18 protein-coding genes are annotated in these 20,701 nt (G+C 72.6%); 8 read left to right on the top strand and 10 right to left on the bottom strand.

The window, feature by feature from the left end; all coding sequences use genetic code 11:
- The first annotated feature begins 21 nt into the window (after positions 1-21).
- A complete protein-coding gene (locus ABZ934_RS00890; protein WP_361307107.1) occupies positions 22-615 on the top strand; it encodes a HutD family protein in 594 nt (197 codons plus the stop codon).
- A 110-nt stretch (positions 616-725) separates the two neighbouring features.
- Here ABZ934_RS00890 and ABZ934_RS00885 read toward each other — a convergent pair whose 3' ends face one another.
- On the bottom strand, positions 726-1,229 hold the full coding sequence (locus ABZ934_RS00885; RefSeq protein WP_361307105.1) for a hypothetical protein: 504 nt from the start codon (positions 1,227-1,229) through the stop codon (positions 726-728).
- Between the two features lie 432 nt (positions 1,230-1,661).
- Here ABZ934_RS00885 and ABZ934_RS00880 point away from each other — a divergent pair, with 432 nt between their 5' ends.
- Complete coding sequence (locus ABZ934_RS00880; protein ID WP_361307103.1) at positions 1,662-3,101, top strand: multicopper oxidase domain-containing protein; 1,440 nt, start codon at positions 1,662-1,664, stop codon at positions 3,099-3,101.
- 13 nt (positions 3,102-3,114) lie between these two features.
- Here the strand turns inward: ABZ934_RS00880 and ABZ934_RS00875 are convergent, their stop codons facing one another.
- Both ABZ934_RS00875 and ABZ934_RS00870 read right to left on the bottom strand, forming a co-directional pair.
- The gene (locus tag ABZ934_RS00875; protein WP_361307100.1) at positions 3,115-3,927 is read right to left on the bottom strand and encodes a methyltransferase domain-containing protein; all 813 of its coding nucleotides are present in this window, start codon (positions 3,925-3,927) and stop codon (positions 3,115-3,117) included.
- 58 nt (positions 3,928-3,985) lie between these two features.
- A complete protein-coding gene (locus ABZ934_RS00870; RefSeq protein ID WP_361307098.1) occupies positions 3,986-4,327 on the bottom strand; it encodes a hypothetical protein in 342 nt (113 codons plus the stop codon).
- Positions 4,328-4,479: 152 nt separating this feature from the next.
- Here ABZ934_RS00870 and ABZ934_RS00865 point away from each other — a divergent pair, with 152 nt between their 5' ends.
- Positions 4,480-6,774: a helicase gene (locus ABZ934_RS00865; RefSeq protein WP_361307096.1), complete on the top strand. Its 2,295-nt coding sequence runs from the start codon at positions 4,480-4,482 to the stop codon at positions 6,772-6,774.
- Between the two features lie 112 nt (positions 6,775-6,886).
- A complete protein-coding gene (locus ABZ934_RS00860) occupies positions 6,887-8,518 on the top strand; it encodes an AMP-binding protein (RefSeq protein WP_361307094.1) in 1,632 nt (543 codons plus the stop codon).
- 52 nt (positions 8,519-8,570) lie between these two features.
- On the opposite strand, the gene ABZ934_RS00855 is transcribed toward ABZ934_RS00860, so the two are convergent.
- The gene (locus ABZ934_RS00855) at positions 8,571-9,197 is read right to left on the bottom strand and encodes a hypothetical protein (protein WP_361307092.1); all 627 of its coding nucleotides are present in this window, start codon (positions 9,195-9,197) and stop codon (positions 8,571-8,573) included.
- Between the two features lie 133 nt (positions 9,198-9,330).
- Between ABZ934_RS00855 and ABZ934_RS00850 the strand changes: the two genes are divergently transcribed.
- The gene (locus ABZ934_RS00850) at positions 9,331-10,008 is read left to right on the top strand and encodes a response regulator transcription factor (protein WP_361307090.1); all 678 of its coding nucleotides are present in this window, start codon (positions 9,331-9,333) and stop codon (positions 10,006-10,008) included.
- A 79-nt stretch (positions 10,009-10,087) separates the two neighbouring features.
- Positions 10,088-11,464: an ATP-binding protein gene (locus tag ABZ934_RS00845; protein ID WP_361307088.1), complete on the top strand. Its 1,377-nt coding sequence runs from the start codon at positions 10,088-10,090 to the stop codon at positions 11,462-11,464.
- Here the strand turns inward: ABZ934_RS00845 and ABZ934_RS00840 are convergent.
- From ABZ934_RS00840 to ABZ934_RS00825, 4 genes are all read right to left on the bottom strand, one after another.
- Positions 11,461-11,844: a hypothetical protein gene (locus ABZ934_RS00840; RefSeq protein ID WP_361307086.1), complete on the bottom strand. Its 384-nt coding sequence runs from the start codon at positions 11,842-11,844 to the stop codon at positions 11,461-11,463. The two genes, ABZ934_RS00845 and ABZ934_RS00840, sit on opposite strands and share 4 nt — an antisense overlap.
- Before the next feature lie 315 nt (positions 11,845-12,159).
- A complete protein-coding gene (locus ABZ934_RS00835) occupies positions 12,160-13,077 on the bottom strand; it encodes a MurR/RpiR family transcriptional regulator (RefSeq protein WP_361307084.1) in 918 nt (305 codons plus the stop codon).
- Between the two features lie 49 nt (positions 13,078-13,126).
- Entirely contained in the window at positions 13,127-15,055 is a 1,929-nt protein-coding gene (locus ABZ934_RS00830) for a GAF domain-containing protein (protein ID WP_361307082.1), read from the bottom strand.
- Positions 15,056-15,164: 109 nt separating this feature from the next.
- Positions 15,165-16,529, bottom strand: coding sequence for an MFS transporter (locus ABZ934_RS00825; RefSeq protein ID WP_361307080.1), 1,365 nt, complete (start codon positions 16,527-16,529; stop codon positions 15,165-15,167).
- 676 nt (positions 16,530-17,205) lie between these two features.
- On the opposite strand from ABZ934_RS00825, the gene ABZ934_RS00820 reads away from it, so the two are divergent.
- Positions 17,206-17,364: a hypothetical protein gene (locus ABZ934_RS00820; RefSeq protein ID WP_361307078.1), complete on the top strand. Its 159-nt coding sequence runs from the start codon at positions 17,206-17,208 to the stop codon at positions 17,362-17,364.
- Positions 17,365-17,517: 153 nt separating this feature from the next.
- Here ABZ934_RS00820 and ABZ934_RS00815 read toward each other — a convergent pair whose 3' ends face one another.
- Positions 17,518-17,871, bottom strand: coding sequence for a nuclear transport factor 2 family protein (locus ABZ934_RS00815; RefSeq protein WP_361307076.1), 354 nt, complete (start codon positions 17,869-17,871; stop codon positions 17,518-17,520).
- Positions 17,872-17,941: 70 nt separating this feature from the next.
- Here ABZ934_RS00815 and ABZ934_RS00810 point away from each other — a divergent pair, with 70 nt between their 5' ends.
- Positions 17,942-18,838 carry a LysR substrate-binding domain-containing protein gene (locus ABZ934_RS00810; protein ID WP_361307074.1) on the top strand — a complete coding sequence of 299 codons (897 nt, stop codon included), beginning with the start codon at positions 17,942-17,944 and terminating at the stop codon, positions 18,836-18,838.
- Between the two features lie 55 nt (positions 18,839-18,893).
- Here the strand turns inward: ABZ934_RS00810 and ABZ934_RS00805 are convergent, their stop codons facing one another.
- On the bottom strand, positions 18,894-20,573 hold the full coding sequence (locus ABZ934_RS00805) for a carboxylesterase family protein (protein WP_361307072.1): 1,680 nt from the start codon (positions 20,571-20,573) through the stop codon (positions 18,894-18,896).
- Between the last annotated feature and the right edge of the window lie 128 nt (positions 20,574-20,701).

Here is a 20,701-nt window from a genome sequence, read left to right as displayed (position 1 = left end):
CGGGCCCGGAAGGGCGGAAACATGGGCGACGGCGGCACCCGGGGCACGAGCGGCGGGGTGCGCGTCCTGCGCGCGGCCGACCGGCCGGCGGCTTCCTGGAAGAACGGCGGGGGAGTCACCCGGGAGATCGCCGCCGGGCCCGAGGGCGCCGGGATGGAGGACTTCCTGTGGCGGGTGAGCCTCGCGGACGTCACCGCCGACGGGCCGTTCTCCGCGTTCCCCGGGGTGGACCGGACCCTGACCCTCGCGGAGGGCGCGGGCATGGATCTGACGATCGGCGGCGAACGACGTCTCGTGGACGAACGCTTCGTCCCCCAGCACTTCCCCGGTGGGCACCCCACCGAGTGCCGGCTCCTCGGGGGCCCCGTCGTGAACTTCAATGTGATGTACCGGACAGAGGTCGTCGAGGCCGAAGTCGCCGTCGTACGCGGGGATCTGGCGCTCGCCGTGCCGCCCCGCGCGACGCTGCTGGTCGTGGCCCTGGACGGGCCGGCGGCGCTCGGTGACGGTGTCCGACTCGACCCGTACGACGCCGCCCTGGTCGCCGACCCGGGCCCTTGGGCGCTCCGCGCCGCCGGCCGGGCTGCCGTGGTACGGCTGACACCGCGCCCCTGACGCCGACCGCGCGAGGGGTGGTGCGCGCCGCGGGCCCGGCGGCTCGCGGCGCGCACCCGGTCATGGGGACAAGGGGTCGGTGCGCCGGCGCGGTCAATGCGCCGGCATGGTCAGTGGAACAGCATCGAGGCGTCGCCGGCCGCGGTGGTGACCGAGCCCGGGCAGAGGAAGCTGCCGGACACCTTCGTCGCGGTGAATGCCTGGTTCACGTACTTGCGGGTGGAGCCGTCGCGGTTCCACACGATGTTGGTGGCCTTGAACCGGCAGGAAACGAAGCTCTGTTTGCCGCTGATGTCGATGGCGTCCGTCCTCGCGACGCCGCTCGCGTCGTCGAAGGTGAACGCCGGGTTGTTGTTGAGGGTGGCGGTGATGCCGCCCCCGCATGCCAGGTTGCCGCCGGGGGCGTTGATGGTGCTCCTGTCGACGGTCAGGGCGGCGGGCGGGACGGCACTGGTGCGCGCGTTCGTCCAGTTACAGGTGTTGCCCGCGACGACGATGACGCCGTCCACCTTCTGGTCGACGGTGGGTCCTAGGGCCAGGGCCGTCGTGGACCCGCCGAGCACCACGGCGGCGGCCAGGGCGGTGATGCCCGGCCAGGTCGAGAACTTCCTCATGTCGCTCCTCCTTGCCACGTACGTGTGGGGGTGTACGGGCGGGGCCCGGGGGGCCGCGCCGCAGTGCGCCCGGCCGTCGCGGAGTGGGGTTCCCGAGGGCCGGCCGGGGGAGAGAGCCTTCGTGCTGCGGACCGGAGACGTCCGTGGGACGGGGGCGGTCCGGTCACGTCCACGGAAGGTGCCACAGGGGTCTTGAAATGTCAGGCCCCATGCCAGGCATGGGCCACATATTTGGCCGGATGGTGCCACTTGGCCGGAGCCCGCCCCCGGGTCGTACGGGGCTTGTGCGACGCACGAGCGAGTCACGACCGGCCCCTCGCACACTTGACCCCATCCACTACCACCTACATGCCAACCCGCCGGCGCGTCAGTCGCCGGGGCAGCACCCTCGGGGGAACAGTGATCAGTCGTAGGACCGTCGTCCGGGCAGGCGTGGCCGCCACCAGTGTCATCGGAACGGGCGGCATGCTGCTGCCGGTCGTCAACGCCGCGGCGAACGAGCCCCGGGTCGCCGGAGCCGAGCTCGACCCGGCCGGCATAGCGAAGTTCACGCAGCGGATGCCCTTGGCGCCGGTGCTCCAGCCGTATCTCACCACCGGTACCACCAGCTACTACCGGATGACCTTGAAGGAAGCCACCAAGGAGGTCGTGCCCGGCCTGAGCACCACGCTGCGCACCTTCAACGGCTCCTTCCCCGGCCCCGTCATCAAGGCCGAGTCGGGCCGCCGGGTCGTGGTCAAGCAGACCAACTCGCTCGACGTCCCCACCTCGATCCACCTGCACGGCGCCCACGTCCCGCAGGACAGCGACGGTTCCCCGATGGACCTGATCGCGGCCGAGGGCGGCACCAAGACGTACACCTACCCCAACACCCAGCCGCACGCGAACCTGTGGTTCCACGACCACGCCCACCACATGGAGTCGGAGAACGTCTTCCGCGGGATGACGGGCACCTACATCCTCACCGACGACACCGAACGCCGGCTGGGCCTGCCGTCCGGCGGCTACGACATCCCCATCTCGCTGCGCGACGCCCGCTTCACCGACACCGGCGAACTCGTCTACGAGATGGGCGACTTCCGGCACCGCAACGTCCTCCTCGCCAACGGCAAGGCGTGGCCCTACTTCGAGGTCGCGGCGCGCAAGTACCGTCTGCGCTTCACCAACACCGCGAACCAGCGGTTCTTCGGCCTGAGCCTCGCGGACGACTCGGAGATCGTGCAGATCGGCACCGACGGCGGACTGCTGGCCGCCCCGTACCGCACGAACACGGTGTCCATCTCCCCGGGCGAGCGGGCCGACGTCGTCATCGACTTCTCCCGCTACCCCGTCGGCACCACCATCGAGCTCCGCAACAAGCACATCGACCGGGACGAGCCGGCCAACGAGATCGGCGCCGTCCTCCAGTTCCGCGTCACCCGCACCGCCCGCGACGACAGCGTGGTCCCCGCGCAGCTCAGGACGCTCCCGCCGCTGGCCGTCCCCACCGTCAACCGCACCGTCGACATGAGGATGGACGAGACCGGCGCCCCGAGCAGCATGGCGTACATCAACGGCAAGACGTACGACATGAACCGGATCGACACCGAGATCGCCTACGGTGCCACCGAGATCTGGACCGTCCACAACTCCAACCAGTTCGCCCCGCACAACTTCCACATGCACCTGGTGCAGTTCCGGGTCCTGGAACGCAACGGCCAGGCCGTCACCGATGGCCCCGAGACCGGGCTCAAGGACACCGTGCCGCTGAAGCCGGGCGAGACGGTGAAGATCCAGGCGACCTTCACCGGGTACCGGGGCACCTACGTCTACCACTGCCACCTGTTCGACCACGGTGCGATGGGCATGATGGCGAACATGCGCATCTCCTGACCCGGCGTCCGGCTCAGTCCGGGCCGGGGGACGGCTTGCGGCCGAGGACGGCCCAGGCGCGCACACCCAGCGTCAGGGACCCGTCCGGCCGGGTCGGCAAGGAGGCGCGCAGCGTTTCGCGCAGCCGCTCCCGGGCAGGCGGGGCGAGGGTCGCGACGTAGCCCGGGGCGGGGCCCTGCCCGGCCAGGAACGGCTCCCACAGCTCGGCGAACGAGGCGAAGCCGGCGCGCACCTCGATCGGGGCGACATGGACGCCCTCCAGCCCGGCCGACGTCCACAGCGCGCGCAGCTCCTCCGGTCGGCAGAGCGGGAAGCGGCGCCCCTCGTCCAGGGCGGCCGCCCCCGGATCCAGGAGCACGGCCGCGTCCCAGAACCGGCGCAGCAGCCCCATGCCCTCGGCGTAGTCCCACACGTAACAGGCGACGAGCCCGCCCGGGCGCGCCACGCGCGCCGCCTCGGCGACGGCGGTGCCCGGCGCGGGGAGGAAGTTGAGGGCGAGGGCGCTGACCACCGCGTCGCAGGCGCCGGCACGGACGGGCAGCGCCGGCGCGGTTGCGCGCAGGAACCGCGCCGGCGGGCCGGCGGTGGCGCGCGCCACGTCGAGGAACCCGGCCGACCGGTCGACGCCCAGGACCAGCCGCGGCCGGGCCCGCCCGGTGAGGGCGGAGGTGAGGGCGCCGGTGCCGCAGCCGACGTCGAGCCACACCCCGCCGTCGTCGACGCCCAACCAGTCCACGAACCGGTCGGCGACGAGGCGGCTCCAGCGGCCCATGTACCTTTCGTAGGCTTCCCCGACCGCCCACACGTCGATCCTCTGCTCCGTCATACGGCCACGATGACGCACGGCGCGCCCCCGGGCCGTCATGACAGGCTGTCGGGGTTGATCAGCCCGCCGCGGGAGCCCCGTCGAGTTCCCAGGCGTGCCGCTTGAACTCCCGGACGAAGTCCGGGTGGTCCTCCCACTGGCGGGCGATGCCGCGCAGGACGTCCCAGTGGTGTTCCACCGACTGGTCGATGACACGGCGCACCGCGGGCTCGGCCGCGGCACGCTGCTCGATGAGGCCCTTGACCGCGGAAGCCTCCAGCACCGCGTTGCGCAGCGCGCGCAGGGCGCGGGAGGTGTCGTCCATCGCGAACCCGCTCTCGCTGCCGGTCTCGGCGGCGAACAGCGGGCTGAGGCGCGCCTCGATGAACGCGGTGATCCGGGTGAAGTGCTGTACGTCCACGGGGGCTCCGTCTCCTGCCACACGGCAACAAAAAACCCCGGACCTCAATGGCGGCCGGGGCGATTCTCTGCGTATATTGGTTATTTCACGTCGACCCACGAGGAAGACGTGGAGGAGCTTTACGTGGACACTGTAGCGCGTCAGGAGTGGAATTGTCAACCGAGGAATTCCGGAATGAGCAGCAATTCATCACCGGTCTCTACGCACGCCTCGACGACCTGCGTGACCAGGCCGAACGCGCCGTCCGGAGCGCGCTCGCCGAGCCGGGAAGCGGGTTTCAGGCTCGCCTGGAGCGGGATGTGCTGGTCGCCGAGCAGTCCGGTCTGCTTTCCGCTCTGAACTCCGGGGAGAACGGTCTGTGTTTCGGCCGGCTGGAGTTCTCCGACGGTCGGGACCACCACATCGGCCGTATCGGAATCAGGCAGGACGACCCGGAGCGCACTCCCCTGGTCCTCGACTGGCGGGCCGAAGTCGCCCGCCCCTTCTACCTCGCCACCGGTCACCACCCCATGGGCCTGCGCCGACGCCGGCACCTCACCACCCGGGGCCGTGAGGTCACCGCACTGCACGACGAGATCCTGGACCTCACCGACACCGAACGCACCGGTTACGAGGGCGCCGACGCCGACGCCGTCCTGCTCGCCGCCCTCGACGCCGCCCGCACCGGGCGGATGCACGACATCGTGCGGACCATCCAGGCCGAGCAGGACCGCATCATCCGCTCCCCGCACGCGGGCGTCCTGGTGGTGGAAGGCGGCCCCGGCACGGGCAAGACCGCGGTCGCCCTGCACCGCGCCGCCTACCTCCTGTACGCCCAGCGGGAACTCCTCGCCAAGCGGGGCGTGCTGATCGTCGGCCCCAACCCGGCCTTCCTCGGCTACATCGGCGAGGTGCTCCCCTCGCTCGGCGAGACGGGAGTGCTCCTCGCCACGGTCGGCGAGCTCTTCCCCGGCGTCCACGCCACCCGCACCGACCGCCCCGGCGCGGCGGCCGTCAAGGGCGGCGCGGCGATGGCCGAGGTACTCGCCCGGGTCGTCGGCGACCGGCAGGCCCTGCCGGAGACCGTCCCGGCCGGTAGCGGTGAGGACAGCTCCGTGGTCCCCGAACCGGCGCTGGAGATCGACCACGACGACTACGGGACGCTGTTGCTGGACCGGACGATGGCCCACGAGGCACGCGACCGGGCACGCGGCACCGGTCTCCCGCACAACCTCGCGCGGCCCTACTTCGCGTTCCGGATCATCGACGCGCTCACCGAGCAGCTCGCCGACCGGCTCGGCGCGGACCCCTACGGCGGCCCCAACCTGCTGGGACCCGACGACGTCGCGCAGCTCGGCAAGGAGATCGCCACCAGCGCCGAGGTGCACGCGGCCATCGACACCCTCTGGCCGCCGCTGACCCCCGAGCGGCTGATCACCGACTTCCTGGAAGACCCCACCCACCTGGACGCCGCCGACGCCGAGCTGATCCGCCGCCCCGCGACGGAGACCGGCTGGACCCCCGCCGACATCCCGCTGCTCGACGAGGCGGCCGAACTGCTCGGCGAGGACGACAGCGCGCGGCGCGCCGCCGAGGAGCGTGAGCGGCTGGAGCGCATCGCGTACGCGCAGGGCGTCCTGGACCTCTCGCAGGGCTCGGAATCCTACGAGTTCGAGGACACCGAGAACGAGTACCTCGCCGCGCACGACATCATCGACGCCGAGCGGATGGCCGAGCGGCACGAGGAGGCCGACCACCGCAGCGCCGCCGAACGCGCCGCCGCCGACCGGACCTGGGCCTTCGGCCACGTCATCGTCGACGAGGCGCAGGAGCTGTCCGCGATGGCGTGGCGGCTGCTCATGCGCCGCTGCCCCACCCGCTCCATGACCCTGGTGGGGGACCCCGCCCAGACCGGCGACGAGGCGGGCTGCGGCTCCTGGAAGCGCATCCTGGCCCCCTACGTCGGCGACCGCTGGGAACTGGTGCGGCTCGGCGTGAACTACCGTACGCCCGCCGAGATCATGGACGTCGCGTCCGCCGTACTGCTCGCCCGCCACCCCGGCTTCGAGCCGCCACGATCCGTGCGCTCCACGGGTGTACGACCATGGGCGCGGGCGGCCGGCGACCTCCCCGCCGCGGTCGCCGACGCCGTACGCGCCGGCACTCCGGCGGAGGGCCGGCTCGCGGTGATCGCCCCGCGCGCGCTGCACGAGGCCCTGGCCGCGGCGCTGCCCGACGTACGGGCCGGCGCGGAACCGGACCTCACCCACACGGTCGTGCTCCTCGACCCGCGCCAGGCCAAGGGGCTGGAGTTCGACACGGTGCTCGTCGTGGAACCGGCGGACATCGCGCCGAGTGACCTGTACGTGGCGCTGACCCGCGCCACGCAGACCCTGGGGGTTCTGCACACCGGCCGGCTGCCGGAAGAACTGGCGCGGGCCCTGGAGGAGGCGCTCCCGGCGACCTGAACCGGCGCCCCACGATCGCCGCGCAGCCCTTGGCCCGACGGCCCCGCGCGGTGATCATAGGGGGGCGCCGGCCCACCGGGCCCCGTGCGCACCACCGTTTTCGGGAGGTCGTGTGTCCGCAGAGTCCAGCTACGCGTACGGGGTCCACGGGGTGCCGCTGCTCGGCGACACGATCGGCGAGAACCTGGACCGCACCGCGCGCAGGGTCCCCGAGCGGGACGCCCTCGTCGACATGGCCTCCGGGCGGCGCTGGACGTACGCGGAGCTCGCGGCGGACGTCGACGCGCTCGCGCTCGGCCTGCTGGACCTCGGCATCACCAAGGGCGACCGGGTCGGCATCTGGGCGCCCAACCGCCCCGAATGGACGCTGGTGCAGTACGCCACCGCCAAGATCGGGGCGGTCCTCGTCACCGTGAACCCGGCGTACCGCTCGCACGAGTTGGAGTACGTACTGCGGCAGTCGGGGATCCGGCTGCTGGCCGCCGCGGACCGGTTCAAGAGCTCCGACTACGCGGCCATGATCGAGGAGGCGCGTCCGCGCTGCCCGGAGCTGGAGTTCGTGGTCCTGTTGGAGGGCGACCTCTGGGCCTCCCTGCTGGAGCGCGGCCGGCAGGGCGATCCGGCCGTACTGGCCCGGGCGCAGGCCGCGCTGAGCCCGGACGACCCCGTCAACATCCAGTACACCTCCGGGACCACCGGCTTCCCCAAGGGCGCCACCCTGTCCCACCACAACATCCTCAACAACGGTTTCTTCGTCGGGGAGTTGTGCCACTACACCGAACAGGACCGGGTCTGCGTCCCGGTCCCCTTCTATCATTGCTTCGGCATGGTGATGGGCGCGCTCGCGTGTACGAGCCACGGGGCGGCGCTCGTCATCCCGGCGCCGTCCTTCGAGCCGGCGGCCACCCTCGCCGCGGTGCAGGCCGAGTCGTGCACCTCGCTGTACGGCGTGCCGACGATGTTCATCGCCGCCCTCGCCGACCCGGACTTCGCCGCGTACGACCTCTCCAGCCTCCGGACCGGAATCATGGCGGGCTCACCGTGCCCCGTCGAGGTGATGAAGGAGGTCATCGACCGGATGGGCATGACGGAGGTCTCCATCTGCTACGGGATGACGGAGACCTCACCGGTGTCGACGCAGACCCGCGCGGACGACTCGGTCGAACGACGCGTGTCGACCGTGGGCCGGGTCGGCCCGCACCTGGAGGTCAAGGTCGTCGACCCGTCCTCCGGGCGGACCGTGCCCCGCGGCGAACCCGGTGAACTGTGCACCCGGGGCTACTCCGTCATGCTGGGCTACTGGGGCGAGCCCGAGCGGACCGCCGAAGCGGTCGACGCGGCTCGCTGGATGCACACCGGCGACCTGGCCGTCATGGACGACGACGGCTATCTGAGCATCACCGGCCGGATCAAGGACATGGTCATCCGCGGCGGCGAGAACATCTACCCGCGCGAGATCGAGGAGTTCCTCCACGGGCATCCGGACGTCCTCGACGTCCAGGTCATCGGAGTCCCCGACGCCAAGTACGGTGAAGAGCTGATGGCGTGGGTCCGGATGCGCGAGGGCGCCGAGCCGTTGACCGCGGAAACCGTCCGCACCTACTGCGCCGGCCGCCTCGCCCACTTCAAGATCCCGCGCTACGTCCACGTCGTGGACGAGTTCCCGATGACCGTCACCGGGAAGATCCGCAAGGTCGAGATGCGCGAGACGGCCCGGCGACTCCTCGACGCCGGTCGCGCGTGAGGCGGTGCGTCGCCCGGGAGACGGTCACCCGTCCCCCGGGCGCGGTCGCGCGTCAGCGCGATGCGTTCGGGCCCTTCTCCAGGACCGTGTTGCCCGTCACCGTGCCGTCGCCGCCGGAGAGGGTGACATCGTGCCGGACGCCGTCCGGGCCGAGGACCACGGCGTCCCACGCGCTCGCCCCGCCCTGCTCCACCACCACGCGCAGGGACTCCACCTTGCCGCCCGACACGGCCGCTGCCGCCTTGTCCGCGGCCTGCGTGGCCGCCAGCGCGGGCAGCGGCGCCGGGGCGACCGCCTTCGCGCCGTCGCCGCCGGGGAAGCCGCGGCCCGGCCGCATCCGTCCGGGCGCGTCGTCGCGGCCGTCCTGGCGCCCGAAGGCGTGGGGCTCCCCGTCGGCGCGGCCGCCCTTCGGACCGTCGCCCCGCTCGTGCTCGGAGGCGGCGGCCGGGTGCTCCTCGCGCGCCTCGTGGTGGTGCTCGGCCACGGCGACGGCCGCCGCGGCGCCGCCGCCGCCGACCAGCACCACCAGCCCGAGGGCCACCCATCGCGTGCGCCCCTGGCGGGTCACCCGGACGAACCGGCCACGACGTCCCGCGGTGGCGGCGTCGCCCACCGGGACCGCTTTCGTCTCGCCCGCGTCCGTCGGGTGGTCGGAAGGCTGGGGAGTGGACTGGGTCATCTGGCTGCTCCTCGCGTACTCCGGGCGCTCCGCCCGGCAGGGCAGATCGTGCGCCGCGCTTGCTGAAGCTGCGCTGAAGAGAGCTGAAGACCCCTTCAGCAACCCCACCGGGCGACCTGAGAACCTTGACCCCATGCGCGTACTGGTGGTCGAGGACGAGCGGCGGCTGGCCGCCGCCCTACAGCGAGGGCTGGGAGCCGAGGGCTTCTCGGTGGACGTCGCCCACGACGGCACGCAGGGGCTGTGGCTGGCGGCGGAGCACGACTACGACGCCATCGTGCTGGACATCATGCTGCCGGGCCTCAACGGCTACCGGGTCTGCGCCCGGCTCCGCGCGGCGGGCTGCGAGTCGGGCATCTTGATGCTCACCGCGAAGGACGGTGAGTACGACGAGGCCGAAGCCCTGGACACCGGCGCGGACGACTTCCTGTCCAAGCCCTTCTCCTACGTCGTCCTCGTGGCCCGGCTCCGGGCGCTGATCCGGCGCACCGGCCGCCGCCGCCCGCAGGTCATGACCCTCGGCGACCTGGTGGTCGACCCGGCCGCACAACGGTGCACCCGCGGCGGAACCGAAGCCCGCCTCACCTCACGGGAGTTCGCGGTGCTGGAGTACCTCGCCCGGCGGGCCGGGGAGGTGGTGCCCAAGCGCGAGATCCTGGAGAACGTGTGGGACGCCGCCTACGACGGTGACCTGAACGTCGTGGAGGTCCACGTCAGCGCCCTGCGCCGGAAGATCGACGCGCCGTTCGGGCGGGCCGCCGTGGAGACGGTGCGCGGCGCCGGTTACCGGCTGGCGGCCGACGGTGGCTGAGCGAAACGCCCTACGGGCGATGGTGGCCGAGCGAACGGCCCGGTGGCCGGGCACACGGACGCGCGCGGGGACGCGTGCGGTGCGCCGACTCCTGGCCGGCGGCCTGCGGCCCCGTTCCGTCCGCGCCCGGGCGACGCTCGGGGCGTCCGCCGTGGTCGCCCTGGCCCTCGGGACGGTCTCCTTCGCCCTGCTCGGGCTGCTCCACGGCAATCTGATGCGCAGCGCCCAGGACGACGCCGAACGGCAGGCCGTGGCCACCGCCGGGCTGGCGGCGGGGGGCCGCCTCGATCCCGTACTGCCCGGCGGCCACGGAACGGACTTCCTCCAAGTCGTGGACGCCGAGGGACGGGTGCTGGCGGCGAGCCCCAACCTCGTCGGTCGTCCGCCGGTCTCCGGGGCCCGGCCGGGCAGCCCCGGGACGGTCCGGGGCACCTGGAACGGCCGTCCGGTACGGCAGGAACACCGCCAGCGCGTCGTGCAGGTCACCACCGCCACGGCATCGGGGCTGGTCACCGTCTACGCGGGTACCTCGCTGCGGCAGGCCGATGCCGCCGGGGACATGATCACCGCCGCGCTGGCGGTCATGGTGCCGCTGCTCGTCCTGACCGTCGCCCTGGTCACCTGGCGGGTGACGGGCTGGGCCCTGCGGCCCGTCGAGGCGATCCGCGCCGAGGTCGCGGAGATCAGCGAACGCGACCTGCACCGACGGGTGCCCGTGCCGCGCAGCGAGGACGAGGTGGCCCGGCTCGCCGTGACGGTCAACGCCACCCTGGACCGGCTCGAAGCCGCCGGGATCCGGCAGCGGCAGTTCATCGCCGACGCCTCCCACGAGCTGCGCAGCCCCATCACGGTGCTCCGGACGCAGTTGGAGGTCGCGCAGGCGCATCCCGACCCGGCCCTGTGGGGCGAGTTGGTCAGCGGCGCGCTGGAGGACACCGTCCGGCTGCAGGATCTCGCGGCGGACCTCCTCCTGTTGGCCCGCCTGGACACCGCCGAGCCGCCTCCGGCCGCCGCCGTCGACCTCACCGGGGTCGCCCGGGAGGCCGCGCGCCCGCGCCGCGGCGACCGCATCCCGGTCGAGGCGGACCTCGCGCCCGACGTCACGGTGCGCGGCAGCACCCTGTGGCTGTCACGACTCGTCACGAACCTGCTGGACAACGCCCAACGGCACGCCGCGCGGCGGGTCTCGCTGACCCTCCGGGTGGACAAGGAGCGGGACCTCGTGGTGCTGGAGGTGTGCGACGACGGGCCGGGCATAGCGGTCGCGGACCGGGAGCGGGTCTTCGAACGGTTCACCCGCCTCGATGACGCCCGTAGCCGCGACGAGGGAGGGTCGGGCCTCGGCCTGGCCATAGCCCGGAACATCGCCACCAGTCTGGGAGGCTCCCTCGCGGTCGGCTCGGCCCCAACGGGCGGCGCCCGCCTGGTGGCGACCCTGCCCAGGGTGCGGGTCTAGCGCCGGCGGGGCGCGCCGCCGGCGAGGAGGGCGTCGGTGATCAGCCGTACGCCCCGGGCCAGGCGGGCGAGTTGGTCGAGTTCGACGGCGTACATCCGGATGGTGTTCTCGATGACGGACTCGGCGACGCCGAGCGACGGCAGTTCGGCGCGGCAGGTCTCCAGGGCCACCCGCACGGCGCGTATCTCGTGCTGGAGGTGGAGACGCGTGTGCCGGGTGAGGAGTACGGGGTGACGGTTGAACGTCGAGTAGCCGGCGTAGCGGGCCGGCAGCAAGTCGCGCAGCCAGCGGATGGCGGTGCGCTCCCAGTCGTGACTTCCGGGGGCCTTGACCTGGCAGGGCCAGTCCGGGCTGAGGGTGGCGGGGGCCGTCAGGGGCATTCTCGTCGCTTCCGAGTGGTGTCGAACTCTGATCGAGAGGGGTGGGCGGCCTCGACCCAGGGGTTGATCGAGGCCGCCACGGCGGTCAACGGGATCCGAAAGCCCGGATCGGGTACCCGGAAGCGGGCGTGAGGAGGAGTCGCTCGCTGCTGGGTGCTCGCTCGGGAGGGCGTGGGGTCGCTCTCCCCGGCATCTGGTGGATTCCGGCCGCGCGATCAGTAAACATATATACCGTCGAGTAAGCAAGTGTATGAAAAAATTCATACGCTCGCTGAATGAACGGTTCCATCCGGTAAAGGAGGCGCCGCCTCCGCTCTAGAGGAAGAAACCGTGCAGGTCAGCGGCCTGTTCATAGCTTTCGAGACGGGCCTGCGTCCGCTCGGGGTCCGCGTCCGCCATGGCCTGTAGGAGCGCCGCCGACAGTACCCCGGGCGCCGCGTACGAGTCGAAAACCAGCCGCGAGCCGGTGCCGGCGGTGAGCACCACGTCGGCCTCCTCCACCAACGGGCCCAGCGTCGGATCGGTGATCAGCGCGACGCGCAACCCGGCGCTGCGGGCCGTCCGCACGGCGGCGAGCGTCTCCTTGGCGTGCCGCGGCATGGCGAAGGCCAACACCCACGTGCCGCCCGCCGCCCGGGCCTGGAGCAGCGCGTCGTAGGCGACGCTGCCGCCGCCCGTCACCAGCCGTACGTCGGGGTGGATGCGCCGGGCCGCGTAGGCGAAGTACTCGGCGAGGGACACCGAGATCCGCAGACCGAGCACGGTGAGGGGCACCGACTGGGCCAGATCGCGACCGATGTCGAGGATCTGGTTGGTGTCGGCCAGCAACCGCCGCAGGTTCTCCAGGTTCGCGATCTCGGCGTCCACGGCCGCCTGGAGCTCGTTGTGGCGGATCTGCTCCCGGCTCTCCGGATGGCGCGCGACCGCGTTCAGCGCGATCGGCTGCAACACCTCACGCAGGGCCGGATAGCCGCTGAAGCCCAACGACGAGGCGAAACGGGTCACGGACGGTTGGCTCACCCCGACCCGTTCCGCGAGTTCGGTGATCGAGAGGAACGCGGCCTCGGTGAGGTGGTCGATGAGGTACTGGGCGATGCGCCGCTGACCGGGGGACAGGGGGTGCCCGTCGAACAGCGCCCGGACCCGGTCGGCGGGGGCGCGCTCGTGCTCCGCGGCCTGCCCGCTCGGCGTGATGGCGGCTGCCTGAGCGCGTTCCTGCTGCCCCGATGACACGGACGGCCTCCTTCTCATCACTCGTGATCAAACATAGCTCACCGGTGAGTCACGAGGTCAGACGGTACAGACGCAGAGCGAGCTGGAGCTCCAACGCGGCGGCGGGGGTGTTCCAGTCGTCCCCGAGGAGCCGACCGATCCGGTCCAGTCGCTGCACCACCGTGTTGACGTGGACGTGCAGGGCCTCCTTCGCCTTCGACAGGCTCGCGCCGTGGGCGAAGTAGGCATCCAGCGTACGGACGAGATCGGTCCCGCGCCGGGCGTCGTACGCGATGACGGGGCCCAGCACCCGGTCGACGTAGCCGCTCACATCGGCCCGGTCGCCGAGCAGCACGCCGAGGAAGCCGAGATCGGCGAGGCCCGCGCCCCGGCCCGACTGCCCGAGGGTGTGCAGCGCCTCCACGCACCGCAGGGCCTCCGCGTACACGGCGGGCAGGTCGCCCGGGTGGGCCGCGGGGCCGGCGGCGCCCACCGTCACCGGGGCGCAGAGGCCCAGCCCCAGGTCGGCGGCCAGCGACCGGGCGAGGTCGCCGGGGCGCTCCGCCGGGACCACCATCACGACGAGCCCCTGGTGCACGCCCGACAATCCATGGGCGTCGCGTGCCCGGCGGGCCGCCTCCGACGCCAGCCGGCCCCGGGCCGCCGCATCGCACTGGAGCGCCAGCACCGCGTGCGGCCGGGACAGGTCCAGGCCCAGCCGGCGGGCCCGGATCCGCCGGCTCGCCCCGTCGTCCACCCGGCCCGCGCCCTGCGCGGTGAGCAGGTCGCTGAGCAGTTCGCCGCGCACCCGGTCCTCCGCCTCCGCTATGGAGCGGCGCAGCAGCAGGAGGAGGGCCGTGACCAGGCCGGCCCGTTCGAAGAGGCGCCGGTCGGAGTCGCTGAGACCGGGCCGGCCGGTCAGGGCGACGCTGCCGAGGAGCTCGGGGCCCGCCAGCACCGCCCAGACCCATGTGCCGTCCACGGACACCGCCCGCCCGCCGGTGCGCGATTCCGCCACCCCCCGGTCCGGCGCGGGGAGGGGATCGGCGCCGACCCGGGCCAGTTCCGTGCCGTCGGCGTCGTGGACCACGATGCCGCCACCCAGGAGGGCCGCGACGTCCCGCGCGAGATCACCCACGTCACCGCCGCGCAGCACGAGGTCGGTGAGCCGGTCGTGCGTCTCGGTGGCCAGGCGCATCGCCTCGCTGTGGGCGCGGACCGTCTCGTTGGCCCCGCCCAGCTCGACGAGGGCGGCCCGCGTCTCCTCCAGCAGCCGGGCGCCGTCGATGGCCACCGCGGCGTGGTCGGCGAGGGACGACAGCAGCGCGACGGCGTCGGGGGCGAACGCCCGGACGGCGCGGTCGGCCGCGTACAGCACGCCGATCACCCGCGTCCCCACCCGTAGCGGGACGCCCAGGATGCCCCGCAGCCCCTCCTCGCCGACGCCGCGGTCGATGGCGGCGGTGTGCTTGAACCGGCCGTCCGCACCGTAGTCGCTGGTCGCGTAGGGGCGGGCCGTCTGCGCGACCAGGCCGCCGAGTCCCTCGCCCATGCCCAGGCGCAGTTGCTGGAACGCGGCGGAGACCGAGCCGTCCGTGACCCGCATGAACGTGTCGCCGGCGACGGGGTCGTTGAGGGTGAGGTAGGCGACGTCGGTGCCCAGCAGGGTCCTCGCCCGCCGGACGATCGCCCGCAGTACGGCGTCCAGGTCACGCAGCGCGGCCAGGTCGCCGGCCGTGTCGAACAGGGCGGTCAACTCCGCCTCCCGGCGACGGTGTTGGCCCAGCGTCCGACTGATGTCCAGCGCGACGCGGGTCGCGTCCTCGACGAGGGCGAGTTCCGTCTGTGCGGCGCCGTCGGCACGGGCCTGCCCGGCGGCCGCCGCGAACCGCTCGGCCGGGGCGCCCCCGGCCAACAGGTCGAGCAGGGTGCGCAACGCGGCCGCCGCCGGGTTGTCGACGGAAGGGCGAGGGCTGGAGGCGTCGTTCACGCGGCCCATGCTGACAGCCCTCCCCGTCGGGCCTCCGACGGGGAGGCCGCGCTCCCGATTCCGCGCTCCCGACAGTCGCCGCGGTCCGCACGGTTTCCGCCGGGCCGCGGCTGCGCCGTCAAGCCGCGTCGAACGGTCGCCCCGCCCGGGCGGCGGTCCGCTGCCCGGGCAGTGCGGGACGGTGGCCGACCGCCGCCAGGTTCCGGCCGCGGGTCTCCTTCGCGAACGCCACCGTGAGCGTGGTGACCAGGGCCGCGCCACAGAGGTAGACGGACACCGGAACGGAGGAGCCGTAGTCCTTGAGCAACTCGACGGCGATGATCGGGGCAAGCGCCCCCGCGACGATCGAGGCGAGCTGCGAGCCCATCGAGGCACCCGAGTAGCGGACCTTGGTGTCGAACATCTCGGAGATGAAGGCGGCCTGCGGCCCGTACATCGCCCCGTGCAGCAGCAGACCGACGGTGACCGCCACCGTGATGACCGCGAACGACCGCGAGTCGACCAGGGCGAAGAAGGCGAACGCCCAAACCGCCATCCCCACCGAGCCGATCATCGTCACCGGCCGGCGGCCGATCCGGTCCGACAGCGCGCCCCAGGCCGGGATGGTGACGAAGTGGAGGGCCGAGCCGATCAACACGGCGTTGAGCGCGCTGCTCTTGGGCAGCCCGAGGTGGGTGGCGACGTAGACGAGGAGGAAGGAGGTCAGGACGTAGTACGAGATGTTCTCGCCGAACCGGGTACCTATCGCGGTCAGCACCTCACGCCAACTCCTGCGGAACACCTCCACCACCGGGGCCTTCGCCTTGACCGCCCCCTCCTCCTGCCGGGCCCGGGCCTGCGCCGCGAGGAAGACCGGGGACTCCGCGACGGAGATCCGGATCCACAACCCCGCCGCCACCAGCACGCCCGACAGGAGGAAGGGGACGCGCCAGCCCCACGCGAGGAACGCCTCCTCCGACTGGACGGACGCCAGCAGCGCCAGCACCCCGGTGGCGAGCAGATTCCCGCCGGGCGCCCCCGACTGCGGCCAGGAGGCCCAGAACCCGCGGTGCTCGTCGCCGCCGTGCTCGGAGACGATCAGCACGGCGCCGCCCCACTCGCCGCCCAGCGCGAACCCCTGCACCAGCCGGAGCACCGTCAGCAGCACCGGCGCCCCGACGCCGATGCCCGCGTAGGTCGGCAGCAATCCCATCGCGAAGGTGGCGCCGCCCATCATCAGCAGGCTCAGCACGAGCAGCTTCTTGCGCCCGACCTTGTCCCCGAAGTGCCCGAAGACGACCCCGCCGAGCGGGCGGGCCAGGAAGCCGATGGCGTAGGTGACGAAGGCGATCAGCGTCCCGGTCAGCGGGTCGGCGGTCGGGAAGAACACCTTGTTGAACACCAGGGCGGCGGCGCTGCCGTACAAGAAGAAGTCGTACCACTCGATGGTGGTCCCGATCAGGCTGGCCGCGACGATCCTTCTTATGCCTGTGCTGGAGGCCATGTGCACCACTTCCGGGGGCGTTGACGGGGACGTTCCGTGTCGCCACAACGTAGGAGTCCACAGGTCGACGGCATATGTGGCCGACCCTCACAGTCGCGTGCCGTCCTGTGTGCCCGACCGCCACCCTGCCGGAGGGAGCCTCCCCGACCCCTACGATCGCCGGTGGATCACGCGGTTCGGGGCGGGGCCTACGCCTGCCAGGGCGGCCGGGCGGGACCGAGCGGACGCCCGTGGGGCGGCTCCGGAGCACACGTCACCACCGAGCAGGTCTGGAGGCGATCGGTGACCGCGCACGCAGCGGCCTGTCAGGCTTGCAACCGGCCTTCGAGGAGGCGGCGTCGGCGGCGTCCGGCAGTATCCGGGGGACATCCGTCCGGTTGCCGATGGTGAAGGGCATGGCCTTCTTCCCCAGGTGCCCGTTGCCCCGACTCTCACTGCGGATCGTCACCGTGGAGGGTCTGTCGTCCACATCACAGTTCTTCGGCAACACCAGCATGGCGCGATCACCGGAGACCAGCCCGTCGAGCCCAATCGGACAACGGCGAGGCCGATCCGTCGAAGAAGTGGGTTATCCAGGCGCGCGTTCCCGACGGACGCCGGGACGGGGCCGTGCGCGAGGCTGACCCGCTCGTCGAAGTCGAGCGGGTCGGGGGAGTCGTCGTCGACGATCGACGAGGTGACGGCGACCGTGCGGGCGGCGGTCGGTTTGGTGGGCGAAGGCGGTGCCGACTCGGTGGCCCGGCGCACGGACCGGGACACCGTCCGGGACACGGCGAGCGCCTTGTCACCGAGGAAGGAGGGACCGCTGTCCTCCTGCCACGCCCCCGAGCAGTAGTTCGCCGGGAACGGCCAACTGCCCGTCGAACGCGGGGCCTACAGCCCCACACCCGAAGCGAGGACCACCCCGGCCGCGACGAGGGCGAAGAACCTCCCTCGTCGCTTGCCGCCGACGCCCATGACATTCCCCCTCGCGCCACGTCGGCGCGGGTCAGGCGAACGTCGCCAGGATGGACCGGGGGTCGAAGGTGACGCGGATCCGGGTGATCCTGCCGTCTTCCACATGGCTCCAGTTGGCGGTGGGGGTGGGTGTCGCTCCGGGCACGTGGACATCGAACCAGGTGATCACATCGGTTTCGGTGGCCACACGGGCGTGGACCTCGATCCGTTCCAGCACCCGGCCCATGTTCTTCAGGCCCTGTAGGCACTCCTCGACGCCGCGTGCGGTGCCGAGCGTGCCGACGAAGTCGACGTCGGGGGCGAGCAGGGTGCTCAAGGTGTCGAAGTCGCCCGCCTGCCAGGCGGTGAAGTAGGTCTCGGAGATCTCAGCCGGAGTCATCGTCATGAGTCCATGGTGTCGCCCGATGATCCATCTGTCCAACAGATGAAAGTGATGCCTTGTATCATTGATGCTTATGGAGATGCACCAGCTGCGCTACTTCGCGGCCGTGGTCGAAGAAGGCTCGTTCACCGCCGCCGCCCTACGGCTGCGCGTCAGCCAGTCCGGCATCAGCACGCAGGTGGGGAAGCTGGAACGGGAGCTGGGCCAGCGACTCCTGGACCGCTCGGGGCGCCGGACCCGGCTGACCCCGGCCGGGGAGGCCGTCCTGCCTCTGGCCAGGCAGGCACTGGAGACGCTGGACGCCATCGCGCACACGGCCGCCGAGTTCGCCGAGGCGGTACGGGGCCGGGTCCGCCTCGGCATGATCAGGGGATGCTCGATCCCGGGGCTGCTCGACGTCGTGGCCGGACTCGCGGCCACCCACCCGGGCGTCGAGCTGAGCCTGCACGAGGACGACTCGGAGGCACTGCGCGAGCGCGTTCTCGCACGCTCCCTCGACCTCGCGCTGATCGCCTTCGCGGGCGGCGAGGAACGCGGCGCCGAAAGTCCCGGCCTGGATGTGTCCGTGTTCCTCGAAGAGACCCTGACGGCGATGGTGCCCATGGGCCACCGGTTGGACAGGGCGTCGGTGAGCCTGGCGGACCTCCGGGCGGAGAAGGTGCTCTGCCTGCCGCCGGGCACGGGCATCCGGGCCGCGTACGACCGGTCGTGCGCGCGGGTCGGCCTCCGGCCGCGGGTCACGATCGAGGCCGCGTCGCCGCTCGCGCTCACGGGATTGGCCCGGCGCGGGGCGGGCGTCGCCGTCCTGACCCCGTCCTCCGGTGCGGAGGAGGGGCTGCGTCCCGTCCCCCTCCGCGACGCGACGACACCGGCCTGCCTGGGGCTCGCGATCCGCCCCGACCAGCGCGCCCCCGCGGCCCGGCTCGTCCTGGCCGCCCTCCGGGAGGCGCTGGAGCGGGAACCCGCCTGACGGTGTGGCCTTCGGGTTCCCGCGTCGCGCGAGTCGGGTGTCGGGCGCTCCCTCCTCACCGGGGCAGACGGTCCCAGAACGAGCAGTGGTGGGCGTAACCCGCGTCGACGGGGTGGATTGCGTCAGTTCCGGGAGCCAGCGACTGCACGGACCGCGTGGGAGGCGATGACGAGCCGAGGGCGGGCCAGAGCGGAGCACCGGGGGTGTTCGGGTTGCCGGTGTGCGCGAAGCGCGTCCAGTAGTCGACCATCAGGTCGGACAGGGTGCGCTGGGCGTCGGTCAATGGTCGCTCCGTGGGGAAGGGGGAGAACAGGAACGGCATCTCGAAGCCGTGCGCCGCGCCGTAGGGGAAGCCAGGGTTCGCCGGCAGGCCCGTGAGGACGGGGGCGTCCGGATCGGCGAACTCGTAGCCGTAGAGCGGGAGGCCGGGGGCCTGAGCGGCGATGGCGCGGCCGGCCGCCAGTGTGGTGCACGCGAGGGACCGGTCGGTCAGCAGCGCCGCCCAGGCCAGGGCGGGCGTGGGGTGGCCCGCCGCCGGGTACTGCGCCTCGACGGCCGGGGCCGCGGGCCCGAAGGCGTCCACGAGACGGGCGCGGTAGTCCGTCTCGGTGTGGATCGGGAACGCGGCGAGCGACAGGCCGACGAACATCCGCATCTCGTCGTGGTTGGTCCCCTGGAGGACCGGCACGCGCTGGAAGCGTCCCGACGCCAACGCCTGGTCCGGTGCCAGGGGCAGCAGCGCGTTGCCGAAGGCGGGCCGGTTGAAGGACTGCATCAACTGCGCGGTGGCGAGGCGATCCGTGCTCTGCCCGCGCAGGCACGCCAGTACCTCGTCCGCTCCATCCGCCGTGCACCCCAGTTGTCGGGCGGCGGCCGAACCGGCCGTCTGGACATCGTGCTCCGAGGCGAACGGCTCATACGCCGGTGTTCCGGGGCCGAGGGCGCCGCGCGGGAAGGACATGAGGCAGGAACCGCTTTGGAGCACGGCCTTCTGGAAGAGTCCGACGGCCGTCGGGGAGGTGAGGTGTGCGCAGACGCCGAGGGCCCCCGCGGACTCGCCGAACAGCGTGACACTGCCCGGATCACCACCGAAACGCCCCGCGTTCGCCCGCACCCAGCGCAGGGCCGCCTGCTGGTCCGCCAGGCCGAACGGCGGAGCCGAGCCCAACCCGGGGTGGCCGAAGTAACCGAAGATCCCCAACCGGTAGTTGACCGTGACGACGACCGTGTCACCCCGCACCGCGAGGTGTTCGGCGCTGTAGTCACTGCCGGAACCACCCAGGAACGCCCCGCCGTGCAGCCACACCAGCACCGGCCGCTTCCGCCCGGCCGGCTTGGGTGTCGGCGTCGGCGTCGGCGTCGTGACGTTGAGGTAGAGGCAGTCCTCCGACCCGACGAGCGCCCCCGCACCCGGTGTCGGCATCTGGACACAGCGCGGAGCCGCCGTCGTCGCATCCCGGACCCCGTGCCACGCGGCGGCCGGCGCCGGGGCGCGCCAGCGCAACGGTCCGGTCGGCGGCGCGGCGTAGGGGATGCCGTCGAAGGTGGCGTACGAGCCGTGCGACACGCCGCGTACCAGGCCGTGGTCGGTCCGTACGAGGGGACCGGCCACGGGAGCGCCGGTCGCCGGTACGGCGGTGGCCGTGAGGAGCGCGACCGCGAAGAGTACGGGGGAGAACGCCGCACGGAGCCTGTCTCTTCGGCAGGGGCGCGGTGCTGTCGTGTTCGGGGACATGCGTACCACCGTTCTCGGTCGGACAGAGGCGGACAGGGCGGACGTGCCGGAGGAGGTCGCACAACGCCCGTCAGGCCGGAACGAAGGCCGGGCGGTTGGGGACGGGTGCGACCCACGCCGTCGGTGCT

Origin of the sequence: Streptomyces sp. NPDC046557 (genome assembly GCF_040645975.1) — a bacterium.
Taxonomy (GTDB): Bacteria; Actinomycetota; Actinomycetes; order Streptomycetales; family Streptomycetaceae; genus Streptomyces.
Note: the sequence above shows the minus strand (reverse complement) of the source record. Positions and strands in the feature narration are given on the sequence as shown.